Origin of the sequence: Lentzea roselyniae (assembly GCF_039537795.1) — a bacterium.
GTDB classification, from domain to species: Bacteria; Actinomycetota; Actinomycetes; order Mycobacteriales; family Pseudonocardiaceae; genus Lentzea; species Lentzea atacamensis.
This window is the reverse complement of sequence record NZ_BAABBE010000004.1, coordinates 57366-78572: the sequence shown is the minus strand read 5'-3', so window position 1 is coordinate 78572 and position 21207 is coordinate 57366. Positions and strand designations below refer to the sequence as shown.

Annotated in this window: 17 protein-coding genes; 9 read left to right on the top strand and 8 right to left on the bottom strand. The window is 69.3% G+C overall.

All coding sequences use genetic code 11. The annotated features are described in order from the left end of the window. The first annotated feature begins 77 nt into the window (after window positions 1-77). Both ABFX45_RS07830 and ABFX45_RS07825 read left to right on the top strand, forming a co-directional pair. Window positions 78-893 carry an SAM-dependent methyltransferase gene (locus ABFX45_RS07830; RefSeq protein ID WP_109633269.1) on the top strand — a complete coding sequence of 272 codons (816 nt, stop codon included), beginning with the start codon at window positions 78-80 and terminating at the stop codon, window positions 891-893. A gap of 208 nt (window positions 894-1101) precedes the next feature. Further along, the gene (locus tag ABFX45_RS07825; RefSeq protein WP_346128690.1) at window positions 1102-3111 is read left to right on the top strand and encodes a putative bifunctional diguanylate cyclase/phosphodiesterase; all 2010 of its coding nucleotides are present in this window, start codon (window positions 1102-1104) and stop codon (window positions 3109-3111) included. Between the two features lie 42 nt (window positions 3112-3153). Here ABFX45_RS07825 and ABFX45_RS07820 read toward each other — a convergent pair whose 3' ends face one another. After that, window positions 3154-4101, bottom strand: coding sequence for a chitinase (locus ABFX45_RS07820; protein ID WP_112228762.1), 948 nt, complete (start codon window positions 4099-4101; stop codon window positions 3154-3156). Between the two features lie 174 nt (window positions 4102-4275). Here ABFX45_RS07820 and ABFX45_RS07815 point away from each other — a divergent pair, with 174 nt between their 5' ends. Then, entirely contained in the window at window positions 4276-7416 is a 3141-nt protein-coding gene (locus tag ABFX45_RS07815; RefSeq protein ID WP_346128687.1) for an ATP-dependent helicase, read from the top strand. Window positions 7417-7639: 223 nt separating this feature from the next. Continuing rightward, complete coding sequence (locus ABFX45_RS07810) at window positions 7640-10999, top strand: ATP-dependent helicase (protein WP_346128685.1); 3360 nt, start codon at window positions 7640-7642, stop codon at window positions 10997-10999. 108 nt (window positions 11000-11107) lie between these two features. On the opposite strand, the gene ABFX45_RS07805 is transcribed toward ABFX45_RS07810, so the two are convergent. Together ABFX45_RS07805 and ABFX45_RS07800 are read right to left on the bottom strand one after the other, a co-directional pair. After that, entirely contained in the window at window positions 11108-11644 is a 537-nt protein-coding gene (locus ABFX45_RS07805) for a hypothetical protein (protein WP_112228759.1), read from the bottom strand. Between the two features lie 66 nt (window positions 11645-11710). After that, the gene (locus ABFX45_RS07800; RefSeq protein WP_346128682.1) at window positions 11711-12091 is read right to left on the bottom strand and encodes a DoxX family protein; all 381 of its coding nucleotides are present in this window, start codon (window positions 12089-12091) and stop codon (window positions 11711-11713) included. Window positions 12092-12153: 62 nt separating this feature from the next. Here ABFX45_RS07800 and ABFX45_RS07795 point away from each other — a divergent pair, with 62 nt between their 5' ends. Together ABFX45_RS07795 and ABFX45_RS07790 are read left to right on the top strand one after the other, a co-directional pair. Next, window positions 12154-13563, top strand: a complete 1410-nt coding sequence (locus ABFX45_RS07795) for a M20/M25/M40 family metallo-hydrolase (RefSeq protein ID WP_346128680.1) — start codon at window positions 12154-12156, stop codon at window positions 13561-13563. After that, window positions 13560-14600 carry a potassium channel family protein gene (locus ABFX45_RS07790; RefSeq protein ID WP_109632590.1) on the top strand — a complete coding sequence of 347 codons (1041 nt, stop codon included), beginning with the start codon at window positions 13560-13562 and terminating at the stop codon, window positions 14598-14600. The genes ABFX45_RS07795 and ABFX45_RS07790 overlap by 4 nt, the downstream gene beginning before the upstream one ends. Window positions 14601-14656: 56 nt before the next feature. Here the strand turns inward: ABFX45_RS07790 and ABFX45_RS07785 are convergent, their stop codons facing one another. From ABFX45_RS07785 to ABFX45_RS07775, 3 genes are all read right to left on the bottom strand, one after another. Continuing rightward, entirely contained in the window at window positions 14657-15253 is a 597-nt protein-coding gene (locus tag ABFX45_RS07785; protein ID WP_346128677.1) for an RICIN domain-containing protein, read from the bottom strand. A 146-nt stretch (window positions 15254-15399) separates the two neighbouring features. Further along, window positions 15400-15852, bottom strand: coding sequence for a hypothetical protein (locus ABFX45_RS07780; protein WP_146231419.1), 453 nt, complete (start codon window positions 15850-15852; stop codon window positions 15400-15402). Window positions 15853-15895: 43 nt separating this feature from the next. After that, the gene (locus ABFX45_RS07775) at window positions 15896-16465 is read right to left on the bottom strand and encodes a single stranded DNA-binding domain-containing protein (RefSeq protein ID WP_109632597.1); all 570 of its coding nucleotides are present in this window, start codon (window positions 16463-16465) and stop codon (window positions 15896-15898) included. A gap of 80 nt (window positions 16466-16545) precedes the next feature. Here ABFX45_RS07775 and ABFX45_RS07770 point away from each other — a divergent pair, with 80 nt between their 5' ends. The 3 genes from ABFX45_RS07770 (at window position 16546) to ABFX45_RS07760 (ending at window position 19084) form a co-directional block, all read left to right on the top strand. Then, the gene (locus ABFX45_RS07770; RefSeq protein ID WP_109632599.1) at window positions 16546-17214 is read left to right on the top strand and encodes a response regulator transcription factor; all 669 of its coding nucleotides are present in this window, start codon (window positions 16546-16548) and stop codon (window positions 17212-17214) included. An 11-nt stretch (window positions 17215-17225) separates the two neighbouring features. Further along, complete coding sequence (locus ABFX45_RS07765) at window positions 17226-18485, top strand: sensor histidine kinase (RefSeq protein WP_233442289.1); 1260 nt, start codon at window positions 17226-17228, stop codon at window positions 18483-18485. 119 nt (window positions 18486-18604) lie between these two features. Next, window positions 18605-19084, top strand: a complete 480-nt coding sequence (locus tag ABFX45_RS07760; RefSeq protein WP_346128672.1) for a hypothetical protein — start codon at window positions 18605-18607, stop codon at window positions 19082-19084. Here ABFX45_RS07760 and ABFX45_RS07755 read toward each other — a convergent pair. Next, window positions 19081-19977: a neutral zinc metallopeptidase gene (locus ABFX45_RS07755; protein ID WP_346128670.1), complete on the bottom strand. Its 897-nt coding sequence runs from the start codon at window positions 19975-19977 to the stop codon at window positions 19081-19083. The two genes, ABFX45_RS07760 and ABFX45_RS07755, sit on opposite strands and share 4 nt — an antisense overlap. A gap of 17 nt (window positions 19978-19994) precedes the next feature. Beyond that, window positions 19995-21035 carry a neutral zinc metallopeptidase gene (locus ABFX45_RS07750; RefSeq protein ID WP_233439271.1) on the bottom strand — a complete coding sequence of 347 codons (1041 nt, stop codon included), beginning with the start codon at window positions 21033-21035 and terminating at the stop codon, window positions 19995-19997. Window positions 21036-21207: the final 172 nt, after the last annotated feature.

Genomic DNA, 21207 nt, shown 5'->3' with positions numbered 1-21207 from the left:
GTTCACGCTTGTGGACTAATCATGCGTCCTTTGTGCATGACTAAGCTTGTGCGTCCCCGACCGAAGAGGTGGTCGCCGTGTCCGACGGACAGAGCTGGATCCCACCGGGAGTCGATGTTTCCGTGCCGAGTGCGGCGCGGGTGTACGACTACCTGCTGGGGGGCGCGCACAACTTCGCGGTCGACCGCCTGATGGGCGACAAGGCCGAGCAGATGATGCCGCTCGCGCGCAGCGCGGCCAGGCTCAACCGGGCGTTCTTGCGCCGCGCGGTGCGGTTCATGGCCGAGCAGGGGGTGCGTCAGTTCCTGGACATCGGCTCGGGCATCCCGACCGTGGCCAACGTGCACGAGGTCGCGCAGGACGTGGCTCCGGAGTGCAGGGTCGTCTACGTGGACCGCGATCCCGTCGCCGTCGCGCACGGCGAGCTGCTCGTGGCCGGCAACGACCGCGTCGGCGTGCTGCAGGCCGACATGCGCGATCCGGACAGCATCTTGAACAGCCACGAGACGGGCCGGCTGCTCGACTTCGACCAGCCGATCGGTCTGCTGCTGCTGTTCATGCTGCACTGGGTGCCGACAGCGGCGGACCCGCAGAGCCTGATGAAGCGCTACCGCGAGGCGCTGCCCAGCGGGAGTTACCTCGCGATCTCACACCTGGCCTCCGAGCACACCATCGCGGAGGCGAGGGCCGTCACCGACAGGATGAACAAGGTGGGCGGCGGCGAGGTCATCGAGCGCACTCACGACGAGGTCGAGGCTTTCTTCGGTGATTTCGAACTCGTCGAGCCGGGGCTCGTCAAATTCGCCGAATGGCGGCCTACCGGGCCGGGTGACATCTCCGACGACCCTGAGGTGAACGGGATCGCGTACGCGGGCGTCGGCCGCAAGCCATAGGGGATGCCGATAGAGTGAGGTTGGTTCACACGGTCGGTCTCGTTAGGTCAACCGTGCGTGGGTAAACTGCCGGACATTCTGAGCCCGTGATGAGGCGGCCCGAATGCCCATGCCGAGTCGAACACCTGACGTAACGCCCTCGCCCGAGGAGGCTGTTCGGGCGAGGGCGACGCTTGCGCGGAAATGGTCGTATCGGCTGCTCAGCAGCGTGGCAATTCCGCTGGGCCAGGCACAACTCGACGAGGAGCTGAGCGGCCGCCTCGACGCGCTGTGCGCCATGCTGCACGAGGAACCGTTCAGCACTGCCTCGATCGAGCGGCTCGGCGCGGAGCTGACCGCGCTGGGCCACCTCGGGAAGTTCGGGCTGCGGTGCACTGCGGAGGTGCTCGGCAAGGGGCTGCTGGCGCTGCCGGAGTTCCAGCCCGTCGAGCGGTACGCGGAACGGATCGCGCTCGCGATCGGCGCGCTCGGCACCGGCTTCACCGGGGCCAACACCGAGTCCGTGCTCGCGCAGCAGGAGGGCATGCAGAAGTCGTTGCTCAAGGCCGTGCGCGACGCGAACTGGAACCTCAAGGAGAGCGAGGCCCGTTTCAACGAGGTCGTCACGTCGTCCACCAACGGTGTGCTGATCGTCGACATCGAGGGGCGGCTCCTCAGGACGAACACGGCGATCTGCGACATCCTCGGGCACTCCCAGGACGAGCTCGTCGGGGTGCTGCTGACCGACCTCATCGCTCCCGGCTTCACCGAGATGCTGCAGACGGCGATGGCCGAGCTGGTCGGCGGCACCGCGGAGCGGATCAGGCAGTCGCAGCGGATGCTGCGCAAGGACGGTGAAGCGGCACGGCTGTCCCTGACCGCGTCACTGTTGCGAGGTGCCGACGACGAGCCCAGCCACTTCGTCGTGGTGGTCGAGGACGGCACCGAGCTGGAGCTGCTGCAGAGCGAGCTCAAGCGGCAGGCGCTGCACGACGTGCTGACCGGGCTGCCGAACCGCCAGTTCTTCACCACGCAGCTGGAGACCGCGCTGCGCAAGACGGACACCGGGTACGGCATCACGTTCTTCCACCTGGACATCGACGCGTTCGGCATGGTGTCCAACAGCGTCGGTGGCAGAGTCGCCGAGCGGCTGCTGCAGCACGTGGCCCGGCGGCTGGAAGTGTTGCTCGCGGGCGAGAAGGCGATGATCGCCCGGTTCGACGGCGACGAGTTCGGTGTCCTTCTGGAGAACACGGCGACCACACCGGGCATCGGCACGATCATGAAGAGCATCAACGACGACCTGCTCGAACCGACCTATGTGGACGGTCACGGGCTGGCGGTGTCGGTGAGCGCGGGTGTGGTGCATCGACCCGACAGTGCCGCCGAACCGGTGGACCTGCTGCGTGCGGCGGACACGGCGTTGCGCAGGGCCAAGATGCGCAGGCGTGGCCAGTGGGAGGTGTTTCACCCCGATCAGGACGCCGAGGAGCGCCGCGACCACGCGGTGGCCGTGGCGATGCCGGGTGCGTGGGAGGACGGCGAGATCACGGTGCGGTACCGCCCGATCGTGCGGCTGGCCGACGGCGTGGTCAGCGGGGTCGAGGCGGCGTTGCGCTGGGAGCGGCCGGATGCCGAGGTGCTGGACCACGACCGGTGTGCGGCGCTGGCCGAGGCGACCGGGTTGATCCTGCCGCTCGGCGAGTGGTTGCTTCGGGTCGCGAGCGGCCAGTCGGCGTGGTGGCGGCAGCGCGGGCAGTTCGACAGGTCGCTGGTCGTGCGGCTCACCGCGCATCAGTCGTCCGACGCGGATCTGGTCGAGCGCGTGGTGAGAGTCCTCGGCGAAACCGGGCTGAAGACGCACGAACTGGCGCTCAGCATGCCGGCCGAGGTGCTGCCGGAGTCCGACGCCGCCGACAACCTGAGCGTGCTCGCGGGGCTGGGCGTCCACGTGGGAATCGACGACTTCGGGCTTGGACCGCTGGATCCCTCGACCGTTTCGGACCTGCCGGTGAAGTCGGTGCGGGTGGCTCGCGGTCTGGTCGAACGCCGATCGCCTTTCGTGGCGGCGCTGATGCCACTGATGCGCGAGGCGGGTGTGACGGTCGCGGTCGACGGGGTCAGCAGCGAGGAGCAGGCTCAGTGGTGGCGTGCGGCTGGTGCGGACTTCGCGACCGGCGACCTGTTCGGCACAGCGGGGGCACCGGGAGACTTCCTGAGGGGTTTGGAACCCCGGTGACCGGACGGGGTCGGGGTCACGTCCGGTCACCGGAGGAGATCGCTACCCGGTGAACTTCGCCAGGGCCTTGGTGAACTCGTAGGTCTGCTGGTTGATGCCGCTGCACGAGGAGCTCATCGCGCCGCAGTTGCCGCGGTCCCGGTTCACGGCCCAGAACGACACGCGGGCCAGGTGCTTGGAGTTCGCCCACGTCACGATGTCGCGGAAGTTCTGCGGGGTGACGGTCTCGCCGGTGTCGGTCTTGCCGTTCATCGACGACAGGCCGCTGCGCCGGTACGCCGCGTCGTCCGTGAGCCCGAACGTGGACTTGACGTGGTTCTTGAGCCCGTCGACCGCGCTCTTGGTGTAGGCGAACATGTCGCCGCCGCTGCCCCAGTCGAACGGCATGACGGCCCACGTGTCGATCGGCGCGCCGAGCTCCTTTGCGCGGGTGATCAGGCGCTTGCCCCAGGAGTTCGGGCCGGTGCGGTCGGTCGGCATGGTGATGACCGTCTTCACGCCGGGGTTGTTCTGCTTGATGATCTTCAACGCGCCGAGCACGCGGTCCTGCGTGGTGTTGTTCTCGAACTCCGCGGCCTCGATGTCGATGTCGATCGCCTTGAGCTGGTAGGCGTTGATCACCTTCTGGTAGGCGCCGGCGAGCGCGCTGGCCGAGGTGCAGAACTGGCCGAGCTTGTTGCCGGACCAGCCGCCGATCGACGGCACCGCGTCGCCGCCCGCCGCACGGATGTTGCTGATCAGGGTCGCGTCCGAGCCGGTCAGCGAGCGGTTGCCGTCCCACTTCGGGTTGCAGGTGCCGTCGCTGAGGATGAAGGCGAGGGTGAAGGCCTTGATGCCGGTCTGCTGCATCACCGTGGCGGGGTTGGGCGCGCTGCCCCACTGGTAAAGGTACGGCGCCGCGAGCACGGGGTTGACGGCCGCCTGTGCGGTCGTGGGCAGCAGCATCGCCGCGCACGCGGCAGCGACAGCGCCGACGAGGAACCGCTTCATCAGTCCTCCAAGAACTGCTCGGTCCAGGGCGGCGGAGCTGGCAGTGAGAGGGCTCACAACGACTTCAAAAGTGGACTAGACCACCTCTCTCTGTCAAGAAGGTAGTCGAAATCGGCGATGCTCCTTCCGGCGGGCATGACTGATCTTGTCGGTGCAGCGTGGTGAAATCGGGACGTGGCACTTCCACCCCAGCTGGTCCGCCGGAAGCCGGAGACGCGCCCGCGTCCCCGGTGGGACGCGGCTGCCCAGCGGGTCTTCTCGCATCCGGGCGGGTTCCTGCGCGTCCTGGGCGGTCCGGGTACGGGGAAGACGACGCTGCTCGCCGAGCTGGCCGCGCACGTCGTGCTGGAGGAGGGAGCCGATCCGGAGAACGTGCTGGTGCTGACCGCGAACCGGCGCGCGTCCGTGGCGTTGCGCGCGCACATCACGCGGCTGCTCACCGGGCGGCTCTCCACGATCCGCGAGCCGCTCGTGCGCACGGTGCACTCCTACGCGTTCGCGGTGCTGCGCAACCAAGCGGTGCTGCTGGGAGAACCGCCGCCGCGGCTGCTGTCCGGCCCCGACCAGGACGCGATGGTGCGCGAGCTGCTCGCCGGTGACGTCGAGCTGGGCGCGCTGAACTGGCCCGAGCGGCTGCGGCCGGCACTGGAACTGCCGGGCTTCGCGCACGAGCTGCGCGATCTGCTGTTGCGCGCGGCCGAACGAGGGCTGGGGCCCGAGGACCTGATCGAGCTCGGCGAGGAGCACGGCCGGGACGAGTGGGTGGCCGCCGGGCTCTTCGGTCAGCAGTACGAGTCGGTGAACCTGCTGTCCGGCCTGGACTCCGCGACGGCGTTCGCCCCCGCCTACGACGCCGCCGAGCTGGTGTCGTCGGCGTACGCGGCGTTCGTGAACGACGAGGAGCTGTTGTTCAACGAACGGCGCCGAGTGCGGTATCTGCTGGTCGATGACGCGCAACACCTCGACCCGATGCAGTACTCGCTGATCAGCTCGCTGGGATCGGGGGCGGCGCGGTTCGTCCTGGCCGGCGATCCGGACCAGGCGATCTTCACGTTCCGCGGCGCCGACCCGGAGATCCTGCGGGACGTGCCGGGCGAGACGGTGGTCCTGCGCCAGTCGCACCGGATGATGCCGGAGATTCGGGACGCGGTGGCTCGCCTGGCCGCCCGGCTGCCCGGCGCCTCTCCCACGCGTTCGGTGCTGCCCGCCGACGGCGAGGGTTCCGTCCAGGTGCGGTTGCTCGCGTCGTCAGCGCAGGAGGCGACATGGGTGGCCGACCAGCTGCGCCGTTCCCACCTGGCCGACGAGGTGCCGTGGTCGCGGATGGCCGTGGTCGTGCGTTCGGCGACGCTTTCCCTGCCGGTGCTGCAGCGGGCTCTGCTGGCGGCGGGGGTGCCGGTGGCCGTGCCGTCGGAGGAGCTGCCGCTGGCGCAGCAGCCCGCCGTGCGCCCGCTGCTCGCTCTGGTGCGGGCGGCGGCGGTGCCGGGTTCGCTGGACGAGGACACGGCCGCGATGCTGCTGTCGTCCGCGTACGGCGGTGCGGATCCATTGGCGCTGCGGCGGTTGCGGCGTGGTCTGCGGCGGCTCGAGATGGCCGCCGGCGGTGACCGCCCGAGTGGCGAGTTGCTGGTCGAGGTCGTGGAGACCGCCGACAGGCTGGCGGCCCTGGAGGACGTGGAGTCGCTGCCCGCGCGGCGGATCTCGCACCTGCTGGGGCTCGCGCGCAAGGCGATCGAGGCCGGCAAGTCGGTGGAGGCCGTCCTGTGGGACATCTGGACGGCGGCGGGCCTGCAGGACCGGTGGGTGGCGCAGTCGGCCCGCCGCGGCGTGCCGGGCATGCAGGCGGACCGCGACCTGGACGCGATCGTCGCTCTGTTCGAGGCGGCCGCGAAGTACGTCGACCGCCTGCCGGGTTCGGGCGTGGCGGGTTTCGCGGACTACCTGGAGTCCCAGCGCATCGTCGGCGACACCCTGGCCGCCTCCGCACCCACGGGCGAGGCCGTGTCCGTCCTGACCGCACACTCCGCGGCCGGCCGCGAGTGGGAAGTCGTTGCCGTGCCGGGGGTGCAGGAGGGCAGCTGGCCCGACCTGCGCCTGCGCGGCACGGTGCTGGGCGTCGAACGCATGGTGGACGTCCTGGCCGGCCTCGAACCGTCGGTGTCGGCCGTGGCGCCGATCCTGGCGGAGGAACGCCGCCTGCTGCTGGTCGCCGCCTCCCGCGCCCGCTCGAAGCTGCTGATCAGCGCCGTCCGGGGTGAGGACGAACAGCCGTCGCGCTTCCTCGACGAGATCGAGTCGTCCGCCGAGGAAGAGCGCAAGCTGCACCGCCCGCAACGCGGCCTGGTGCTCGCCGAGCTGGTCGGCGAGCTGCGCCGCGTCGTGTGCTCGGACTCGGAGACCCCGGATCGTCGTTCGCGGGCCGCCGCTCAGCTCGCCCGGCTGGCCGAGGCCGGCGTCCCCGGCGCGCACCCGGAGTCCTGGTACGGCGTCGCGGACGTGTCCACCGATGCTCCACTGTGGACGGAGGAGCAGAAGGTCAGCGTGACGCCGTCGACCATCGAGGTGATCACGAAGTGCCCGCTGCGCTGGGTCGTGGAACGCCATGGAGGCCAGGACCCGGCCGAACTGGCGTCCGTGACGGGCACCCTGGTCCACGCGCTGGCCCAGGCAGCGGCCTCCGGTGCCGACTCGGCCCAGCTGCGGGTGAAACTCGACGAGGCCTGGGCAGCCGTCGACGCCGGCGCACCGTGGTTCTCCCGCCGCGAACGCCTGCGCGTGGAACGCATGCTCGACACGTTCCTCGCCTGGCTGACCATGAGCCGCAGCCAGCTCACCCAGGTCGCCGTGGAGGAGGAGATGGTCGTCGAGGTCCCCAAACGCGACGGCGGCCCGTGGCTCCAGGTCCGCGGCCGGGTGGACCGACTGGAACACGACGAGGACGGCCGCCCGGTCGTCATCGACATCAAGACCGGCAAGAGCCCGGTCTCCCGCGACGCCTCGCAGGAACACCCGCAGCTGGCCGTCTACCAGCTGGCGACGTCGCTGGGCGGCTTCACCCACATCGGCCTGGGCACCGAACCGGGTGGCGCCCGCCTGCTCTACGTGGCCAAGGAGGACAAGAAGACCGGCGCCGTGGAACGCACTCAGGCGCCGCTGGACGAACAGGGCGTCCGAGCGTGGCTGGAGGTGGTGCAGGGCGCCGCCGAGTCGGTGCTGGGTCCTGACTACACAGCACGGGAGAACGCGGACTGCGACCGTTGCCCGGCACGCACGACGTGTCCGGTCCACCCGTCCGGGCGACAGGTGAGCGAGTAGGTGGTGAGAGTGGCGCGGCCGAGCACTGGGGCTGCGGGGGTACGGTCAGCCGTTGACCTGCGTGTTTCGTTCGATCGAACGGTCGGCGAACACACGGTCCTGGGTGCTGCGGACGCGTACGGCCGGGGTAGGAAGATGTGCTGGTGACTTCGCCCTGGACCTGCGACCGGACCACCGCACAGCGTGTTGTCCGGCATCGCGTCGTCCGGAGGCTGGCCGGCCGATGACCGTCAGTCCCTTCGAGATCGCCGAAGCCCTCGGGCTCAACAAGCCGACCCCCGAGCAGGCCGAGGTCATCGCCGCGCCCACCCAGCCCGCGCTGGTCGTGGCCGGTGCGGGCGCGGGCAAGACCGAGACCATGGCCGCGCGCGTCGTCTGGCTGGTCGCGAACGGCATCGTGGTGCCGGACCGGGTGCTGGGCCTGACCTTCACCCGCAAGGCCGCGCGCCAGCTCGCGGACCGCGTGCGGGCGCGGCTCCGCAGGCTGGCCGGGTCGCCCCTGCTCGACGAGCTCGACCCGAGCGGTGAGCGGAAGATGGCCGTGCTGACCGGCGAACCCGTGGTGCTGACGTACCACGCGTACGCCGGACGGCTGGTGTCCGAACACGGACTGAGGCTGCCGGTCGAGCCGGGGGTGCGGCTCCTGACCGAGACCGCGTCGTGGCAGCTCGCGCACCGGGTGGTGTCGACGTGGGCCAAGGACCTCGACACCGACAAGGTGCCGGCGACGATCACCGGCTACCTGCTGGCGCTGGCAGGTGAGCTCGGCGAGCACCTGGTCACCCCGGAAGCCCTGCAGCACCACGCGGACCGGCTCTGCGCGCTGATCGAGAACGCCCCGCGCGCGCCGAGACAGCGCGACGGGTTGCCGGAGAAGCTGCAGGAGATCATCAGGGCACAACGGCTGAGGGTCGCGCTGCTGCCGTTGCTGGAGGCGTACCAGCAGCGCAAGCGGAAGGAGGCGGCGCTCGACTTCGCGGACCAGATGTCGCTCGCCGCGCAGCTCGCCGCGTTCAAGGAGGTCGCAGAGGGCGAACGCGAACGGTACGGCGCGGTGTTGCTCGACGAGTACCAGGACACCGGGCACGCCCAGCGCGTTCTGCTGCGGTCGTTGTTCGGTGAGGGCAAGCCGATGCCGGTCACGTCGGTCGGCGACCCGGCGCAGGCGATCTACGGCTGGCGCGGGGCGAGTGCGGCCAACCTGCCGCGGTTCGCGGACGACTTCCCGCCGACGAAGAAGTTCGGGCTGCTGACCAGTTTCCGCAACCCGCCGGAGGTGCTGGAGCTGGCGAACGCGGTGTCGTTGCCGCTGCGCGAGTCCGGGCTGGACGTCGAGGAGCTCAGGGCCCGGCCGGGTGCGGGGCCGGGCGACGTCCGGCTCGCGCTGCACGAGGACATCCGCCAGGAACTCGACTGGATGGCGGACAACGTTGCGGCGCAATGGGAAGCGCACCTCGACGCGGAAGGCGTGCCACCGACCGCCGCCGTGCTGGTGCGGCGCCGGTCGGACATGGCGGCCATCGCGGCGGCACTGCGGGAACGCGGGCTGCCGGTCGAGGTCGTGGGCCTGGGCGGGTTGCTCGACGAACCGGAGGTGCGCGATCTGGTGTCGGCACTGCGCGTTCTCGTGGATCCGCTGGCGGGAACGGCGGCCGCGCGCCTGCTGACCGGATCGCGCTGGCGGCTGGCGGCCCGAGACCTGGCGGCTTTGTGGAGCAGGGCGCGCGACCTGGCCGGAGTCCAAAGCCGACAGTCCGTTGTGGACGACCCGTTGCTCGTGCTGGCGGACGCGCTGCCGGGCGAGCACGCGGAACAGGCAGGTCTGGCCGATGCGCTGGACGACCCCGGCGATCCGGACGCCTACTCGACCGACGGCTACCGGCGGATCAGGCGGCTCGGCGGCGAGCTGGCGGCGTTGCGGCGCAGGCTCGACCAGCCGCTGCCCGAACTGGTGGCGGACGTCGAACGCACGCTGCTGCTCGACATCGAGGCCATGTCGCGGCCGGGCATGGTCGGGCGGGCCCACCTCGACGCGTTCGCCGACGTCGTCACGGACTTCGCGGCGGCCAGTCCGTCGGCGACGCTGCCGTCGCTGCTCGACTACCTGTACACGGCCGAGCACGCCGAGGACGGGCTGGAGCCCGGCGAGATCGAGGTGTCAGAGGACCGCGTGCAGATCCTGACCGTCCACTCCGCCAAGGGCCTGGAGTGGCGGATCGTGGCGTTGCCGCACCTGGTCAAGGACGTCTTCCCCGGCCGCAAGAAGTCGTCGTGCTGGCTGAAGGCGGTGACAGAGCTGCCGGCGGACCTTCGCGGTGACGCGCAGGACCTGCCGGTGCTGCGGCTGTCGGCGGGCTTCAACCGCAAGGAGGTCGACGAGGCGCTGACCGTCCACGCGGAGGAGTTCGAGGACCGGCGCCTGGTCGAGGAACGCAGGCTCTTCTACGTCGGCGTGACGAGGGCCGAGCACAGCCTGCTCATGTCGGGCCACTGGTGGGCGGAGGCGGGCGACAAGCCCAAAGGCCCGTCGGTGTTCCTGCAGGAGATGCACGAGGTCCTGCAACGCGACAACCCGCCGGGCGACATCAGCGTGTGGGCCGCCGAGCCGGAAGCCGACACCCCGAACCCGCTCGCCGAGGACGTGAAGACCTCGCAGTGGCCCGCCGACCCGCTGGGCAAGCGCCGTGACGCCGTGGTCGAGGGCGCCGAGATGGTGCTGGCCGCGCTCGACGCACTGCGCAAGGCCCCGCCGGAGCCGTTGCCGCTGATCTTCGAGGAAGAACCCGCCACGCTCGTCGAGGACGAGGACTACCCGCCACCCGACGAACCTCCGGACGAAGACTTCCCGCCGGAGCCCGAACCGCTGCCCGACGACGTGGTCCCGGACGACCCGGAGATGCCAGAGGACGACGACCCGGAGGGCTGGGCCAAGGACGTCGACGTGCTGCTGGCCGAACGAGCGGCGTCGATGAACCGCCGCGAACAGGTGGAGCTGCCCGACCACCTGTCGGTCAGCCAGCTCGTCGAGCTGGCCAAGGACCCTGACCTGCTGGCCCGCCGCCTGCGCCGCCCGCTGCCGTTCCCGCCGAACCCGCTGGCGCGCCGCGGAACCGCCTTCCACACCTGGCTGGAGAACCGCTTCGGCGCCACCCGCCTGCTCGACATCGACGAACTGCCGGGAGCGGGCGACGCCGACGCCGCCCCGGACGCCGACCTCGAACGCCTGAAGGAGTCGTTCCTCGCCAGCACCTGGGCCGACCGGACCCCTCACGACGTCGAGGTGCCGTTCGAGGCGGAGTTCGACGGAATTTCGGTGCGCGGACGGATGGACGCCGTCTACAAGGACCCGGACGGCTGGACCGTCGTCGACTGGAAGACCGGCGCGGTGCCGGACGCGGAAGCCCTGCCCGCACTCTCGGTGCAGCTCGCGGCGTACCGGCTGGCGTGGGCGGCGCTGGTGGGGGAGCCGCTGGAACGGGTGCGGGCCGCGTTCCACTACGTGCGGCACGACCACACGGTGCGGCCGGCGGACCTGTTGGACGAGCAGGGGCTCAAGGACCTGATCAGGTCGGTGGGGTCGTGATCAGGACGGTGGGCCCGCGGGATCGGGTCGGCCTGGTCGCGGAATCGGGCCGACCTGGTCGCGCGGTGGGTCGGACTGGACGACATCTCGGCTCAGGTACCGGTCGGCTCAGGTGCTGGCGGGTGCGTGCGAGGCCTTGAGGACCCGTTCGTACAACACCTCGAGCAGCCACCGCCCGAAGAGGGACGGCCCGAACTCGGGCGAGCGGTCCTCCGGCGGCACCATCAGGTCGGCGGACGACTCGTCGGCCACGACGACGCCGATGCCGTAGTAGTCGAGCTCGATGTACGACCAGGCCTGCGACTCGTCGGACCGCGGCAGCATCACCGCGCACGGCGCGAGGGTCAGCAGGGTGCCGCACGACTGGAGGGCGCGGTCCGTGGTCGACTCGCTGACGAGCACGCCGACGAGCTCGACGGCCGCGACGGGCAGGCGGTCGTGGGCGGCCGGCTCGAACCAGGAGCGGAACCACGACGGGTCGGCGCGGGGTGGCCAGCCGTTCTGGATCCTCCACTCGTGGACCTCGGGCAGCAAACGCACCACCGCTGACACCTGCTGGCCGAGCACGGCGACGTCGGGAACGACGAATCCGTCCCAGGCCAGCGCTGTCGCAGCGCGCTGAAGAAGCGTTTGCACAGGGCGCATCCTAGGGTTCCTCGCGCGGAAAATGACAGCGTTTGGGAGTTCTTGGTTAAGGATTACCCAGGGTGGTCATGGGGCTGCTTTGGCCACTTTCCAGGCCCAAGCGACGAGTGGAACCTGTAGCGGCAGGCGACCATACGCCAATGCGCGTGCTTTTGGCGACTTGGAGCGGAAATCCAGAGCCATTTTCACGTTTGCCGGGAACACCGCCACGAAGAACGCCGCGGCCGCGAGACTGCCCAGCCGGCGGGTGCGCGGAACCGCCACCGCCGTCGCCAGGGCCAGCTCTGCCGCGCCCGACGCGTAGGTCCACTGCCTCGAGGTGCCGGGCAGCGCGCGCGGGACGATCGCGTCGTAGTACTTCGGCCTGGTGAAGTGGGTTGCGCCCGCCAGACCGAGCAGTGCGGCGAGCGCCAGCGCCGATCGCGCTCGGGAACGGTTCGGTTCCATGCCGTCACCCTGTCATGCCTACGCCGCGTAGGCGAGATGGGGCTGGCCTATTGTCCACGAGCGTGGCAGGTGATTCTCATCATCCCGAACGCGCCGCGGTTGCCGCGCTGAGCGATTCGTTCGTCGCCGGGCTCCGCGAGTGGATCAAGATCCCGTCCATCGGCGTCGATCCGGCGCATCATGCTGACGTGCGGAGATCTGCGGAATGGCTGGCCGATCAGCTGCGCGCCGACGGGTGGCCGGAGATCGCGATCTGGGATCGCGGACCGGCGCTTCCCGCCGTTTACGCCTGCTGGCCCGCCGCGGATCCCGGGGCGCCGACCGTGCTGGTTTACGGTCACCACGACGTGCAGCCCGTCGATCCCGTCGAGCGCTGGCACCATCCGCCGTTCGAGCCTGTGACCAGCGGCGACGAGTTGTACGGCCGGGGCGCTAGCGACGACAAGGGGCAGGTGGCGATGCACCTGCTCGCGGTGAAGGCGCATCTGGCGGCGACCGGACAGAATGCGCCGAGCGTCACGTTGAAACTCTTCATCGAAGGTGAGGAGGAATCGGGTTCTCCGCACTTGCGAAAGCTGTTGCAGGACCATGCGGACGATCTCGTTTGCGATCTTGTGGTGTTCACCGACACCGCGTTGCACGAACGCGACGCGCCCACGGTCAACACCGGCCAGCGCGGTGTTCTCGGTGGCGAGATCACGTTCCTCGGCGGCACCGATGACGTTCATTCCGGACGGGCCGGCGGCGCGATTCCGAATCCCGCGACAGCACTGGCGAAACTGGTCGCCGCGCTGCACGACGAGGAAGGCCGGATCCAGCTGCCTGGCTTCTACGACGACGTCCGCGAGCCGTCCGCGCGGGAGCGGAAGGACTACGCGGAGCTGCCGTTCGACGAGCAGAAGTGGTTGGCGCACAACGGAGGCGGGGCGCAGGCGCTGAGCGGCGAGCCCGGCTACACGACCCTCGAACGGATCTGGGTCAGGCCCACCGCCGAGATCAACGGTCTGAGCAGCGGCTACACCGGGCCCGGCCTGAAGACGATCATCCCGGCCAGTGCCACGGCGAAGATCAGCTTCCGGCTCGTGCCCGACCAGCTGCCCGAGAAGGTCGCGGACCAGCTCAAGGAGTTCGTCGCCAAGCACACGCCGCCGGGCATCCGGGCGGAGATCAGCTTCCGCGGCGACGGGGTGCCGCCGTACGCGATCAGCCCGGACGACCCGGCCAACGCGACCGTCAAGGAGGCGATGGAGCTGGCGTTCGACCAGCCGGTGCGGTTCGCACGTGCCGGCGGGTCGGGGCCCGCGGCGGTGCTGCAGGCGTGGCTCGGGGTGCCCCTCGTCTACCTCGGAGCGACCTTGCCGGATGATCGCGTGCACGCGCCGAACGAGCGCGTGGTTGTGCCGTTGCTCCTCAAAGGCGCGGAGGCGGCTGCTCACCTGTGGCGGATGTTGCCCGAGAGGTTGACACGATGAGCCTGTCTGACGAAGCGTCGCACTCGCTCGTCGGTGTGATCAGGATGCCGGACCAGGTGCAGAGCCCGGTCCAGGCGATCGTCAAGCGCGTGATCGGCGCGTCGGCCGCGCTGTTGCTCGCCGTGCTGATCGTCTACATAGACCGCGATGGCTATCGCGACGTGAACGAGGACGGCGTTTCACTGCTTGACTCGTTCTACTACGCGACTGTTTCTCTCTCGACGACCGGCTACGGCGACATCACGCCCGCCTCGTCGTCGGCACGGCTGGTCAACGTCCTGGTCATCACGCCGTTGCGAGTCCTGTTCCTGATCGTGCTGGTCGGCACGACACTCGAAGTTCTCACCGAGCGCTCCCGTCAGGCGTTGCGCATTCAGAAGTGGAGGCGGGTCGTGCGGGACCACGTTGTGGTCGTGGGTTATGGCACGAAGGGGCGGTCGGCGGTCGCCGCGCTGCTCGGCGACGGTGTCGAGCCCGGCTCGATCGTCGTCGTGGACACCGTGCAGGAGTCGCTCGACGCCGCGTCCGCCATCGGGCTCGTGACCGTGCATGGTTCCGGTACGCGCAACGACGTGCTGAGGGTCGCCGGTGCGGCCCGAGCGCGCGCGATCGTCGTTGCCCCGAACCGGGACGACACGGCGGTGCTGATCACTCTCACCGCCCGTGAGCTGGCGCCGAAGGCGCAGATCGTGGCGTCGGTCCGGGAGCGGGAGAACGAGCACCTGCTCAAGCAGTCCGGTGCCGACTCGGTCGTCGTGTCGTCGGAAACGGCGGGCCGTCTGCTCGGCATGGCCACGGCGACGCCGACGGTGGTCGCGATGGTGGAGGACCTGCTCACGCCCGACGCGGGTCTGGCGATCGCCGAACGCGACGTCGAACCGGGCGAGGTCGGCGGCTCGCCGCGGCACCTGTCGGACATAGTGCTGGGTGTGGTGCGAGGCGGGACGCTGTACCGGGTCGACGCGCCGGAGGCCGACGCGATCGAGCCGGGCGACCGGCTGCTCTACGTCAAGAAGGTGACGCCCGCCGGGGACTAGCCGATGCGCCGGTGCCCGCCTCGGACTTGCCGAGGCGGGCACTTGGGCTCACCAGGTCAGATGACCCGACCCCACGCCTGGTCGATGTATTGCGCGCAGTCGAACTGCACCAGCTGGGTGCCGTCACTGCCTCCGCGTACGATCAGGCACTTGCGGCTGTTGACGTTCTGCAGCCAGTACCAACCGGGGTAGCCCGGGTAGTTGTAGAACTCCCAGTACTGGTCGACGTAGTTCAGGCACTGGAACTGGACGGCGGGCGCCTCGTTGCCAGTACCGCGGACGAGCAGGCACTTGCCGCTGTTCGCGTTGCGAAGCTGGAACCGCGAGCTGCCTTTGTCGACGAGGCTCCACCTCTGGTCGTTGTAGTTCAGACACTGGTACTGGACGACGGGCTGGCCGTCGGCCCCACCTTGGGACAGTGCACATTTGCCGCTGTTCAGGTTCATCAGCCACGTGGCGGCCGAAGCCGCCATGTCCATCTTCACCGGAGCAGCATTTCCCGGCAAAGCGGCCGCCGGTTCCGCGCTGGCCGGCTGAAGCACACCGACCAGGGCGAACAGCGCTCCAAAAAATGCGATGACGATTCGAATGCTTGCACGCTTCAAAGAGTCCCCCAAGACTGAAAGAACGCGTAACGGCAGAATCGGTCGCACGCCGTAACAGCAGCTCAGCGTGATCGAGGGCGCAGTCGTGGCTGCGTTACGAAGTGTCTTAACCCCAATGGACCTCGATGCCCCCATGCCTGGTCCGAGAACCACGGTATTGGGGAAGTCCATAAAGGGAAATAGACCGAACGGATCTAAGAAAGCGTCCCCTGCTTGGGAGCAGGCAGCACGGCCGGTGCGCGCAGAGGTGCGTAGCGGAAGAGAAACGCGTAGAAGCCGCCTGCCAGGGCTGCCATGCAGAGCAGCAGCGCGGTGAGGCGGCGCCCGACCGGCAGTCCGGCGGGGACCGAGGCGGCGGAGGAGACCATGTCGCCGCCCGTCATGACGATCTCGACGGTCTCGCCCTTGCTGTGACCACAGCCGTCGAGTTTGGCCTGCTTCTTCTGGCCGCCCGCGTCCCATTCGACGGTGTCCATGCCCTGGCCGCACGCGCCGGTCTCGACGACGGTCGCGGCCACGGGTCTGGGGGGTTCCTCGGCGCCGAGCACCTTGGCGGGCACCAGAAGTGCGATCGCGACTCCGATCCCGACCAGTCCGACGACCAGCAGGATGAACACCCATCTGTCGGGGCTTCGCGGAACCGCCACACTGCGATGTTCGCAGACGCGGCGGCCCGCGTGGAGCCCAGGTTTACTTCGGCAGCTGACGCAGCTGCTCGACCTTGACCGTCTTGCCGTCGGACACCGTTCCGGTCACCGCGACGAGGTCGCCGTTCTTCGGCTTCTCGCTGACCGCGGACAGGTCCAGCGGCGTCTGCAGGCCGTCGAGCTGGATCAACGTGGCGTTGTTGCCGTTGACGTCCTTGATCGTGCCCTGCTCGTGGGCCTTGGCCAGCGCCACGTTCAGCGCCTTGCCGTCCTTCACGCGCACGGTCACGCGCTGGTCGGCCTTGAGCCCGTTGAGGTCGCCGCCGCGCAGTTTCGTGGAGCCGTCAGTGGTCAACGACACGTCGCTGCCGTCGTCCTTGGTGATCGTGAGTTTGCCGGACTCGACGGACTTCACCCGTCCGACGACGAGAGTGCTGTCCTTCAGCTTCACCTTGTCCGGGCGGCCGGGCTTGCCGGGACCGCCGGGGTGGCGTTCCGCGAACGCCGCGGGCGGGCCGTCGGGGTTGTCGGCCGCTGCCGCGACCGCGATGCCGCCGACGGTGAGTCCGGCGGCCGCGACGATGGCGCCGGCCCACGCAGATTTCTTCGACATGTGGCTCAGAGTGCGCGCGCATTCTGAGCGTGAGCTGAAGGCAAGTCGCCCGAAGTCCGGATGATCAGCAGAATGGTGAGGTGTCCGCCAGGGTGTTGGTGATCGAGGACGCCGAGGCGATCGGCGCCGCGGTGTCGTCCGCGTTGCGCGAGTCCGGGTACGAGGTGCAGCACCGGCTGGACGGGCGTCAGCTGGAGACCGATCTCGGTCGCTTCCGGCCCGATCTGGTCGTGCTCGACGTGATGCTGCCCGGCAGGGACGGCTTCCAGCTGCTGGAGGTGATCCGCCGGTCTTCCGGGGCCGGGGTGGTCATGCTGACCGCGCGGGACGGGGTGCCCGACCGGTTGCGCGGGCTGTCCGGCGGGGCCGACGACTACGTGGGCAAGCCGTTCGTGCTGGCTGAGCTGGTGGCGCGGGTGTCCGCGGTGTTGCGCCGGCTCGGGCGGACGCCCACGACGGTCCAGGTCGGGGACCTGGTGGTGGACGCGGACGCCGGCGTCGTCATGCGGGCCGATCAGGCCATCGAGCTGACGGCCACCGAGCTGCGGTTGCTGGTGTACCTGGCGGCTCAGCGTGGGCGTGTGGTGTCCAAGACGCAGATTCTCACCGCTGTGTGGGGGTACGAGGACTACGACCCGAACCTCGTCGAGGTCCACATCAGCGCGGTGCGGCGGAAGCTGGAGGAGCACGGGCCCCGGTTGGTGCACACCGTGCGCGGGTTGGGGTACGTGTTGCGGGCTGACGAATGAACCTTCGCACGGTGTCGCTGCGGCGACGGGTCGCTGTTTCGGTGCTGCTGGTGCTGTTCCTGGTGCTGGTGGCGCTGGTGATCTCGGTGGACCGGACGTTCCAGGGGCTTTCGAACCGGGACGTCGATGTCGTTCTGCGGGATGCCGAGAACCGGGCCGTCGCGCAGATGATGCGCGGGGCGGCGCCTCGGGACGTGGTTCGGCAGCTGAGCAAGCGGAACATTCACGTCACCGTGGAGCTGGGTAACGGTGCTCGGTTCGGGGAGGCTCCGGACGGGGGATCGGTTCAGCGCAAGAACCGGGTCATCGGCGGGGCCAAGTTCACGTTCTACGCTGACACCGAGGCCATTTCGCAGGCTCAGGTCCGGTTGCGGAAGCTGTTGATCTTGTTGGGGCTCGGGGCCATCGTGGTCACCGGGGTTCTGATGATTTGGGTTGTTCGGCGGGCGTTGGCGCCGTTGGACGCCATGACCTCGCTGGCTCAGGCCATTGCCGCTGGGCATCGGGGTGGGCGGTTGAATCCCTCTCGGACGGACACCGAGCTGGGGCGGACCGCTGCCGCTTTTGACGGGATGCTGGATTCGTTGGAGGGGTCGGAGCAGCGGACTCGGCGGTTTGTCGCTGATGCTGCTCATGAGCTGCGTACGCCGATCACCGGGGTGCAGGCCGTGGCTGAGGCTCTGGTGCAGGCGCCGGTCGACTCTCCTGATCGGGATCAGATGTCGTTCCTGCTGGTGAGGGAGGCTCGGCGGGCTGGGCGGCTGGTGGATGACCTGCTTGCGCTGGCCCAGTTGGATGCCGGGTACGAGATGCAGCGGGAGAGCGTGGACCTGATGGGGCTGGCTGAGGCTGAGGTGGCTCGGACTCGGTTTGTGGCCCCTGATTTTGACATTGCCGCTTTTGGGGAATCGGCGGTTGTGGTCGGGGACGGGCAGAGGTTGGCTCAGGTGTTGGCCAACCTGGTGGACAACGCTCGGCAGGCCACTGGGCCTCAGGGGTCGGTTCGGATTTCCGTGGATTCTTCTGGGTTCACCGTTTCTGATGATGGGCCTGGGGTGCCGGAGTCTGAGCGGGAGCGGATTTTTGACCGGCTGGTTCGGTTGGATGATGCTCGGGATCGGCGGTCCGGGGGGTCTGGGTTGGGGCTTGCCATCGCTCGTGGGGTCGTTCTGGCTCATGGTGGGGAGTTGACCTGTGAGCCTTCGGATTCTGGGGCGGTGTTTCGGGTTGTTCTGCCTGGGGTGATTTCTGGGGGCGCGCCGGTTTCGTAGGTCGTTCCCGGTTGCGCAGGTGGTTGCGATGCGTGGGGTAGGCCGCATTGGTCTTTTCGGCTCCCGTCCTCTGGGGTCAACCAGTCGCTTCGTTTTGCGGGGTTTGGTTCCCTTTAGAGATGGACGTTGACGTTGTTGTGCAGTGGGTGCGGACTGAGTGGACCAAGGCCTCACGGGGTGGGGTTTCGGCCGGTCTGCGGAACTCGCTGCCTGTGGCGATTGCGTTGCCGCACACCAAGGCTGCTGTGCACGAGGTGTTTCAGCGGGAGTGGGAAGACTACGAGCCCGTGTGGTCCGAGGAGAGCTCCTCGATCGACCGGATGCGGCTCAGCCTCCGGGAGGAGGACGGGATCCTGGCGGTGCAGTTGCAGGATGTCATGCTGGCCGCGCCTCGTCGGTGGGCCCGGCCTTCGCCTGTGCGGTTGCAGCGTGGGGAGTGGGTTCGGTGGCAGCTCGACCACCGGTGGGTGCGGCCGCGTGACGGTGGGTGGAACTACGAGATGACCACGCTCAACCTGGCGTACGGCGGCGTTGCGGACCTGAAGGTGTTCCTCGGGAAGCCCACTCGGCTGGTGGACGAGCGGGCTCGGCTGCGTTAGGCGACTTGGGCTGCGGGGGCGGCGAAGGTGTTGCAGGCGGCCGTGGAGTTCGACTTGAAGCCTGTGGTGGCCCATTGGGCCTGGTTGGCCGCTGAGCCGTGGGCGTTGTTCTCCGGCTTTTCCTCGATGGCGTACTTGAAGTCCTCCTGCGCCTGCCTGGCGAGGCTGGCGGGGATGGAGCCCTTGCCGGAGACGCTGGTCAGGAACATGCCCGCGAAGCAGTTGGCCTGGAGTTCGAGCCGGCGGGACATTTCCAGGCCCGCCGGGGTCTTCTCGCCCGCGTCGGTGATTTTCAGGTCGGCGGCGCGCAGCAGGCCCGAGAGCGCTTGGACGTGGTGGCCGTACTCGTGGGAGAGGGTGGCCAGGTGGGTTGCCGGGGCGTCGCCGCCGCCGTTGTCGCGCAGGCGGGCCGTGGGCATGTAGATGGTGCGGTTGCGGCCGCAGTAGTAGGCGACGGCGTGGTCGGATTCCGGGGCGGCGCCGCACGGGCCGTCCTTCAGCTCCGGGGAGGCGTCCAGGGTGGGCTTTTCGAACGGGAGGTTTGCCGACGTCAGGAGCGGGCCCCAGGCGTTGTCCAGGCATTCGACGCCCGCGGAGTAGTAGGCCGCCAGCTGTTGGTCGGAGAGGCCGAAGACCGGGAGCTGGCAGGTCACCTGCGGGAGCGAGGCCGGAGTCACCAGGAACGGGTGGTCCGCCAGGCGGTAGACCGCGCGGGGGCGCACCGGGGTGGACGGTTCCGTGGTGGACGGGGACGGGGCCGGGCGGGAACCCGCCAAGGGGTGGCCCGTCACCAGTCTCGGGCGGCTCAGTTGACCGATTCCGAGGACGAAGGCGACCACCAGCACGAAGACGGACCCGAGCACTACCGGGTTGTTCTTGGCTGGTTGGGTCACGTTTGCCCCTTCCGGGTCTAGGAGACTGAGCCTGCGTCGGCGGCCCAGGTGTTGCACTCGGAGGCCTTGTTGGTGCGGTAGCCCCTGTCCACCCAGCTCGCGTTGTTCTGCGGTGTGCCGTGGTCCTTCGTCGGGTAGATGTCGTAGTCGCCTCGGTTGCCTGCGTCGGACAGGCCCACCCGGATCACGTCCATCGGTACTGCGCCGTGCGAGAGCGGGGCCAGGGTCATGCCGCCGAAGCAGGTGGCCTGCAGCTCCATCCGGCGGTTCAGATCAAGTCCCTTTGGAGTATCCCACCCGCCCGCGTCGTACTGCGCGCGGTCCGAGGCTTTGAGCATCCCGGTGAGCCATTGGATGTGGTGGCCGTACTCGTGGGCCAGCTGGCCCAGGTACTTGCCGGGGTGGTTCGGGTTGTTCGGGTTGCGTTCGGCGGCGTAGGCGTTGGCCGTCCAGTAGATGCCGCCCTGGCAGTAGCGCGCCGTGGAGTCGGGGCGGACGGTGCCGCACGGGTACTGCATCGTTTCGGTGACCACGTGCAGTTCCACCGGCTGGTACGGGAGGTTGGCGGCCTGCAGGGCCGGCTTCCACATGCTTTCGATGCACGGGAGGGCGGCGCGCAGGAAGCGGTCCTGGCCCGCAGGGGAGTAGTCCATCGCCGGGAGGGCGCAGCCGGAGATCGTGTTCGCGCCGAAGTTGCCCTTCAGGAACGGGTGGTCGGCGAGGGCGTAGACGGCCTTCGGGCCTGCCGGGGCCGTTGAGGTCGACGGGGCGCGGGAGGCCGACGGGCGCGACGGGGTGGTTGTCGTGGTCGTGGCGTCGGTGGTGGTGGTCGTGTAGCTGATAGTCGGGCTGTACGTCGTGTAGTTCGAGAAGCCCGCGTCCTGCACCTTGTTGTTCAGGGTCGCCGCGAAGACGCCCACGGCGCCCAGGCCGAGGACCACGACGCCGCCGAGGATCAGCGCCACGATCGGGCCGTTGCTCTTCTTTGGGGGCGGCATCGTCGGGTACGGCGCGTAACCGGGCTGGTAGCCGCCCCACGACGGTTGCGGGGGTGGCATGACCGGGCCCGGTGGCGGCGGTGGAGCGCCGTACCGACCGTAGGTGGGCGGCGGGCCCTGTGGCGGATTTCCCTGTGGCGGCATGCCATAGGGAGGTGGTGGGCCTTGGGGCGGACGCTGCCCGAGAGGTGCGGGCATCGGCGGAGGGCCGACCGGGCGTGGCGGCGGCCAG

Bases quoted from the DNA above. Each gene is read 5' to 3' on its own strand.
- ABFX45_RS07820 (WP_112228762.1), bottom strand. From the start codon at position 4,101: ATGAAGCGGTTCCTCGTCGGCGCTGTCGCTGCCGCGTGCGCGGCGATG.
- ABFX45_RS07760 (WP_346128672.1), top strand. From the start codon at position 18,605: ATGGACGTTGACGTTGTTGTGCAGTGGGTGCGGACTGAGTGGACCAAG.
- ABFX45_RS07790 (WP_109632590.1), top strand. From the start codon at position 13,560: ATGAGCCTGTCTGACGAAGCGTCGCACTCGCTCGTCGGTGTGATCAGG.
- ABFX45_RS07805 (WP_112228759.1), bottom strand. From the start codon at position 11,644: ATGCGCCCTGTGCAAACGCTTCTTCAGCGCGCTGCGACAGCGCTGGCC.
- ABFX45_RS07750 (WP_233439271.1), bottom strand. From the start codon at position 21,035: ATGCCACCCCCGCAACCGTCGTGGGGCGGCTACCAGCCCGGTTACGCG.
- ABFX45_RS07775 (WP_109632597.1), bottom strand. From the start codon at position 16,465: ATGTCGAAGAAATCTGCGTGGGCCGGCGCCATCGTCGCGGCCGCCGGA.
- ABFX45_RS07800 (WP_346128682.1), bottom strand. From the start codon at position 12,091: ATGGAACCGAACCGTTCCCGAGCGCGATCGGCGCTGGCGCTCGCCGCA.
- ABFX45_RS07810 (WP_346128685.1), top strand. From the start codon at position 7,640: ATGACCGTCAGTCCCTTCGAGATCGCCGAAGCCCTCGGGCTCAACAAG.